The sequence below is a fragment of the uncultured Pseudacidovorax sp. genome (assembly GCF_913773995.1).
Taxonomy (GTDB): Bacteria; Pseudomonadota; Gammaproteobacteria; order Burkholderiales; family Burkholderiaceae_C; genus Xenophilus.
In genome coordinates, this window is record NZ_CAJYES010000093.1 from 1 (window position 1) to 6,197 (window position 6,197).

Below are 6,197 nucleotides of genomic sequence, written 5' to 3' on the forward strand. Positions count from 1 at the left end.
CGCACAGCAGCACCCTGGTCCTGGCGCCTTCGTCCTTCGGCCCGCAGGACAGCGTGCGACGCATCGTGGGCAGCGGGCCCTATCGCGTCGCCTCGATCGCGCCACCGCAGCTGGTGGAAGCCGAACGCTTCGAGGGCTACGACGGCCGGCGCCCCGCCATCCTCCGCGTGCGCTACCTTGCGGCGGGTCGTTCCGAGACGCGGGCCCTGATGGCCGAGGGCGGCCAGGCCGACCTGGCCTTCGGCCTCGATCCGGCCAGCATCGCGCGCCTGCGGCTTCGCCGGCAGGTGAGCCTGGCCTCGGTCACCCTGCCGCGCACGGTGATGATCAAGCTCAACGCCGGCCTGCCCGCGCTGCGCGACCTGCGCGTGCGTCAGGCGCTGAGCCTGGCCATCGACCGCGTGGGCATCGCGCGCGCCGTGCTGCGCGATCCCGAACTGGCAGCCACCCAGCTCTTCGCTCCCACGCTGGGCGGCTGGCACGACCCCGGTCTGCCGCCGCTGCAGCACGACCCCGCCCGCGCGGCGCGGCTGCTGGCCGAGGCCGGCTGGCAACGCGCGCCCGACGGCCTGCGCGATGCGCGCGGCGAGCCCCTGCGGCTGGCGCTGCGCACCTTTCCTGACCGACCCGAGCTGCCCATCATCGCGTCGGCCCTGCAGGAGCAATGGCGCCAGCTGGGCGTGGCGGTGCAGGTGTCCGTCGGCAATTCCGGCGAGATCCCGCTGGGCCACCGCGACGGCAGCCTGCAGCTGGGGCTCGCGGCACGCAACTACGCGAGCGTGCCCGATCCCACCGGCACGCTGATGCAGGACTTCGGTCCTCGCGGAGGCGACTGGGGCGCCATGGGCTGGCAGGACGCCGAACTGCTGACTGCGCTGGATGCATTGGCCGCCGGCACGCTGCCTTCGCCCCAGCGCGATGCCACGCGTGCCCGCGTCGCCGGCATCCTGCAGGCGCAACTGCCGGTGGTCCCGGTGGTGTGGCAGCGCCAGCAGGTGGCAGTGAGTCGCCGCGTGACGGGCGTGAGCCTCGACCCGCTCGAGCGCTCGTATCGCCTGCTGGACATGGGGTGGCAATCGTGAGCGCACGTCCGACCCCTGTCAAAGACGCGGCGGCCGACGGCAAGGCTGCAAGTCGCCTGGCGAGCCCGCATCCGTCCACAGGCACCGCCTGGCGCCGCGTGCTGCGGCGTCGCGCGCTGCAGGTGCTGATGCTGGCACTGCTCGTGGGCACCGCCTGCTTCTTCATGACCCGCTGGCTGCCCGGCGACCTGGCCACGCGCATCGCGGCCGGCCGTTACGGCTACGACCTGGTCGGCAACGACGCGGCCGATGCGGTCCGCGCGGAACTGGGCCTGGACCAACCCGCCTGGCTGGCGCTGCTGCACTGGTGGGGCGACCTGCTGCGGCTGGACCTGGGCACGTCGCTGGTGACCGGCCAGTCGATCTGGCGCGAGGTGGCGCACCAGCTGGGCGCCACCCTGGACCTGGCCGTGACCACGCTGGTCATCGCGGCGGCGCTGGGCCTGCCGCTGGGCGTGGGGGCCGGGCTGCGCGCCGGTGGCTGGCTGGACCGCCTGACACTGGTGCTGGCCGTGGTGCTGCGGGCCACGCCGCCCTTCCTGTTGTCGGTGCTGCTGATGCTGGCCGTGGCCGTGCAGATGGGCATGCTGCCGGTGGCCGGCGACGACCACAGCGGCAGCGTGCTGCTGCCGGCACTCACGCTGGCGCTGGGCCTGGCCGCCGGGCTGGCCCGCGTCGCCCGTGGGGCCGTGCGCGCCGCGGTGGCCTCGCCGGCCTTCGAGTTCGCCCGCACCAAGGGCCTTGGCGACGGCCAGGCGCTGCTGCGCCACGGGCTTCGGCCAGCGGCGCTGCCGGTGGTGGCCTACCTGGGTGTGCAGGCTGTGCTGCTGGTGGAAGGCGCCGTGGTCGTGGAGACGCTGTTCGCCTGGCCGGGCATCGGCCACGCCCTGGTGCATGCGGTGTTCGGCCGCGACATCCCGATGATCCAGGGCACGGCGCTGTGCATGGGCCTGCTTTTCGTCGTGTTCAACCTGTTGGTGGATGCGGCCTGTCTGCTGCTCGATCCGCGGCGGCGCATGGAAGCGGGCGCAGCATGAGCGCGCACCTCTCGCTGGCACTGCCGCCACGGCGATGGCCGCTGCGACGTGCGGTGGGCCTGGGTCTGCTGCTGCTGGTGTCCACGTTCTCGCTGCTGGGCCCGTGGCTCATCGGCACCGATCCGGCCGTGCAGTCCCTGGCGCACAGCCTGCAGCCTCCGAATCCGAACCACTGGCTGGGCACCGACCTGCTCGGGCGCGACGTGCTCGCCCGACTGGCCCACGCGGCGCAGCTGTCGCTGGGCCTGGCCCTGTTGGCGGCGCTGAGTGCCGCCGTGCCGGGCGTGCTGCTCGGGCTGATCGCCGCCTGGCGCGGCGGGGCTGTCGAGCGCACGCTGGTGCTGCTGGCCGACGCGGTGCTGTCGCTGCCCGGCCTGCTCCTGGTGCTGCTGCTGGCGGCCCTGTCACCGGGCAGCCTCGGCGCGCTGTACCTGGGGCTGTCGCTGTCGCTGTGGGTGGAGTACTTCCGCGTCAGCCGCGCGGCCGCGCGGCCGGTGCTCGCGGGCGATGCCGTGCAGGCCTCTCGCCTGCTGGGCTTCGGCCCGGCCTACCTGCTGCGGCGCCACCTGCTGCCGGCGCTGGCGCCGCTGCTGGGCACGCTGCTGCCCTTCAGCGCCGCCCAGGCCGTGCTGGCGCTGGCTGCGCTCGGCTTCATCGGCGTGGGCGTCCAACCGCCCACGCCCGAACTCGGATCGATGATGACGGAATTCCTTCCCTTCTACGCGGAGGCGTCGTGGCTCATCGCCGCGCCCGTGGCGCTGTTGATGCTGCTGGTGCTCGGCATGATGCTGTTCGTCGGCGAGGAGATGCCCGAATGAGCGCTCACGCCACCACCGCTCCCGCACTGCACCCGGCAGGGCATGCCACCGCTGCCGGCGATACGCCTCTGCTCGACGTCCGGGACCTGTGCGTCCGCGCGGGCCCGCAGATGCTGCTGCGCGACGTCGACTTCTGCCTGCGGCCCGGCGAGGCACTGACGCTGCTGGGCGAAAGCGGCGCCGGCAAGTCGCTGCTGGCGCAGGCCGTGATGGGCAATCTTCCGGCCGCCCTGTGCGCCAGCGGAAGCATCACGCTGGCCGGCCGGACCACACGCGCCGAGGACGGCGCCGCCCGTCGCCCGCACTGGGGCCGGTCGATCGGACTGCTGCCGCAGGAGCCTGCGCAGGCGCTCGACCCGCTGATGCGCGTGCTGCCTCAGCTGGCCGAGACGCACGAACTCGTGCGCCGCACCGATCCGTGGGCCGCCCGGCAGGACGCAGGCCGCCAGCTGGATGCCAGTGGCCTCGGCCATGCGCAGCATCTCTACCCCTGGCAGCTCTCCGGCGGCATGGCCCAGCGCGCTGCCGCCACCATCGCGCAGGCCGGAGGCGCGCAGGTGCTGCTGGCCGACGAGCCCACCAAGGGCCTGGATGCGCACTGGCGCCGCCACACCATCGAACTGCTGCAGGCGGTACAACGCCGGGGCGGCTGCGTGGTCGTGGTGACCCATGACCTTCACGTGGCCAGCGCCCTGGGCGGTCGCACGATGGTGCTGCGCGCCGGCGAGGTGGTGGAGCAGGGCGACACGCACGCCCTGCTGGCCGCGCCCACCCATCCCTTCACGCGCCGGCTCATCGACGCAGACCCGGCACGTTGGCCGCGGCGCGCGGCGCCTGTGCCTGGCCCATCGTTGCTGCAGGCCCGGGGCCTGTGCAAACGACTGGGCGGGCGCAGCCTGTTCGAGGGCCTCGACCTGACGCTGCACGCCGGAGATCGCTGGGTCGTTCAGGGCCCGAGCGGCACCGGCAAGAGCACGCTCGGCAACGTGCTGCTCGGCCTGATGCCGCCCGACGACGGCCAACTCGTGCGCGCCGCCGGGCTTGCCCCCACGGCGCTGCAGAAGCTCTATCAGGATCCGGTCGGCGCCTTCGCCCCCACCGTGCCGCTGGAGCAGTCCCTGCGCGATGTGGCGCGCCGCCACCGCCAGGATTGGTCCGCCATGCTGCGCCAGCTGGAGCGCCTGGGTGTCGCCCCGGACCTGCTGGCGCGGCGGCCGGCGACCGTCTCCGGCGGCGAGTTGCAACGCATCGCCCTGGCCCGCGCGCTCGCGGCGCGGCCGGCCATGCTCTTTGCCGACGAACCCACCTCGCGGCTCGATCCGATCACACAGCAGGAGGCGATGTGCGTGCTGCTGGACGCGGTGGATGACAGTGGCGCCGCGCTGCTGCTGGTGACGCACGACGATGACGTCGCGAGGGCCATCGGTGCGCGGTTCATGGCGTTGGGCGCAGGGGACGAACTTGCCGGACCACACCATCTCGTCGTTGCGCACGACCACGGGTGCCCAGGCGACCGCGCGCCCGTTCACGCGGCGCCGACTGCATGAAGCGCGCTGCCGGCAGGCGCGCATGAACGTCTGCGCGCCCCCACCGTCGCCGCCCAACACCGCGGGCAAGATCCAGGCGCTGGCCATGACGCAGCCGCAGCGGTCGCCGCTGCCGGCATGGGCGCCCACCATCGGCGAAGCCATGGATTTCATGAAGGACGTCGATTTCGTTGCCTGGTACGGCCTGCTCGTGCCCACAAGACTTCGGCTGGTACTCCTCCCGCACTTCCAGCAGCCTTGAGCGTGGCAACAGCTTGCGCTGTCCGCTCGCCGCGACGCTTTAGGCAGATCAACCGGAACGCGCCTGTCGCATCCTCTACCGGAACGAAGAACATCCCATTGCCCGTGTCCCCCTGTTTGCGCCGGGTCACGATGCCCCTGGCGCCGCTGACCTGAAAGGCTCATCATCAACGCGCGGCCCAAAGCGATGGCGCAGCTTGGCCTGGACTACGAGGCGGTGAAGGCGTGCAGTTCGCGCTTCGTCCATCCGAGCTGTTCGGCTTTGACCAGGAAGGGACCGATGCCGCACGCCTGGGCCACGCCGACCTGGTCATGGGCGACGAGCGCCACTTGCGCCGCGAAGCCGGCCCGGGCCTGAACGGGGGGTGATCAGCGCGCGCCGTTCGATGATCGGCGCGTGGCGATCAACGCCTGCGCGGCTTCGTACGACGCCTGGCTGAGGGGCTGCCATCCCACGGCGTGCACGAACAACTGCGTCAGCACATTCAAGGCCGTCGTGTCATCGATGAAACGGTCCGGAAAGTCCCCCCCTTTGGCCGTCCAGTTGTAGCAGGTGTATTCCAGCATCGAACAGAGCGCGGAGGCCGCCAGTTCGGTATCCACGCCGGGGCTGAAGCCCTGCTGCTGCGCCTTCTGGATCATGGTGGACAGGCCGCGGATGCCCTGTTGGCGCACATGCCGCCATGCGCGCGCGAACTGCTGGTCCACCATGGCCATCTGGAAGGCCGCGGTGGCGATGGGCCAGTCCTCGCGATAGATCTTCCAGAAGGCCTCCAGCCGGTCCGCCAGATTCTTGAGCGGATCCTCCGTTTCGCTGGGGCGGTTCACCTCGTCCTTCAGACGCACCCGGAACTCTTCGAGCAGTTCGTGCAGCAGCGCTTCCTTGCTCTTGAAGTACAGGTAGAACGCGCCGGCCGACTTTCCTGCCTGACCCATGATGTCGGCGACTTTCACGGCAGAGAAGCCGTCGATGGCGATCGCCCGCTTTGCTGCCAGCTTGACGGCCTCGCGTGTGGCATCGCCCTTGTGCGTGGCGCGTTTGCGTACGGTGGCGGTCGATTCGGTGTCCATCATGAAATGAAGTGCGGTTCAGCATGATTATGCGTGTGCGGGACGGCTCCTCCATCAAGTGTCGCAGGGTTTTCCATAACTGAACCGTGATTTACTTTTAGATATTGCCAGCTTCTAATGCAGGCCATGGACAACACTGGACCGCTGGCCGGCTACAGAATCGTCGAGTTCGACGGCAAGGGCCCTGCGCCATTCTGTGGAATGCTGCTTGGCGACCTGGGCGCCGACGTCGTCCAGATCACGCGCCCGGAATCGGGTGTGGCCGACGTTTCTTCCGCTGAATCAGGATTCAGTATTCTCAACAGGAACCGCCGCTCGATTGCCCTGAATCTTCGACACGAGGCAGGGCGCGAGGCAGCGCTGCGTCGTGTCGAAGATTCAGGGCAATCGAGCGGCGGTTCC

General features: G+C 70.9%; 8 protein-coding genes. 6 read left to right on the forward strand and 2 right to left on the reverse strand.

Annotated features, from left to right (window positions below):
• The 5 genes from QZ772_RS08335 to QZ772_RS08355 form a co-directional block, all read left to right on the forward strand.
• Positions 1 to 1,082 (forward strand): ABC transporter substrate-binding protein (locus QZ772_RS08335; RefSeq protein ID WP_295524629.1); only part of this gene is annotated, 1,082 nt, incomplete at its 5' end.
• A 56-nt stretch (positions 1,083 to 1,138) separates the two neighbouring features.
• Positions 1,139 to 2,119, forward strand: a complete 981-nt coding sequence (locus QZ772_RS08340) for an ABC transporter permease (protein ID WP_295524644.1) — start codon at positions 1,139 to 1,141, stop codon at positions 2,117 to 2,119.
• The gene (locus tag QZ772_RS08345; RefSeq protein WP_295524631.1) at positions 2,116 to 2,937 is read left to right on the forward strand and encodes an ABC transporter permease; all 822 of its coding nucleotides are present in this window, start codon (positions 2,116 to 2,118) and stop codon (positions 2,935 to 2,937) included. The genes QZ772_RS08340 and QZ772_RS08345 overlap by 4 nt, the downstream gene beginning before the upstream one ends.
• A complete protein-coding gene (locus tag QZ772_RS08350; protein WP_366510559.1) occupies positions 2,934 to 4,484 on the forward strand; it encodes an ATP-binding cassette domain-containing protein in 1,551 nt (516 codons plus the stop codon). Before QZ772_RS08345 ends, QZ772_RS08350 begins: the two co-directional genes overlap by 4 nt.
• A gap of 22 nt (positions 4,485 to 4,506) precedes the next feature.
• Entirely contained in the window at positions 4,507 to 4,725 is a 219-nt protein-coding gene (locus tag QZ772_RS08355; RefSeq protein WP_295524633.1) for a hypothetical protein, read from the forward strand.
• Between the two features lie 206 nt (positions 4,726 to 4,931).
• Here QZ772_RS08355 and QZ772_RS08360 read toward each other — a convergent pair whose 3' ends face one another.
• Positions 4,932 to 5,054: a hypothetical protein gene (locus tag QZ772_RS08360; RefSeq protein ID WP_295524636.1), complete on the reverse strand. Its 123-nt coding sequence runs from the start codon at positions 5,052 to 5,054 to the stop codon at positions 4,932 to 4,934.
• Positions 5,055 to 5,093: 39 nt separating this feature from the next.
• The gene (locus QZ772_RS08365; RefSeq protein WP_295524639.1) at positions 5,094 to 5,798 is read right to left on the reverse strand and encodes a TetR/AcrR family transcriptional regulator; all 705 of its coding nucleotides are present in this window, start codon (positions 5,796 to 5,798) and stop codon (positions 5,094 to 5,096) included.
• Positions 5,799 to 5,921: 123 nt separating this feature from the next.
• On the opposite strand from QZ772_RS08365, the gene QZ772_RS08370 reads away from it, so the two are divergent.
• Positions 5,922 to 6,197 (forward strand): CoA transferase (locus QZ772_RS08370; protein ID WP_295524641.1); only part of this gene is annotated, 276 nt, incomplete at its 3' end.

Bases quoted from the DNA above. Each gene is read 5' to 3' on its own strand.
- QZ772_RS08345 (WP_295524631.1), top strand. From the start codon at position 2,116: ATGAGCGCGCACCTCTCGCTGGCACTGCCGCCACGGCGATGGCCGCTG.
- QZ772_RS08350 (WP_366510559.1), top strand. From the start codon at position 2,934: ATGAGCGCTCACGCCACCACCGCTCCCGCACTGCACCCGGCAGGGCAT.
- QZ772_RS08355 (WP_295524633.1), top strand. From the start codon at position 4,507: ATGAACGTCTGCGCGCCCCCACCGTCGCCGCCCAACACCGCGGGCAAG.
- QZ772_RS08365 (WP_295524639.1), bottom strand. From the start codon at position 5,798: ATGATGGACACCGAATCGACCGCCACCGTACGCAAACGCGCCACGCAC.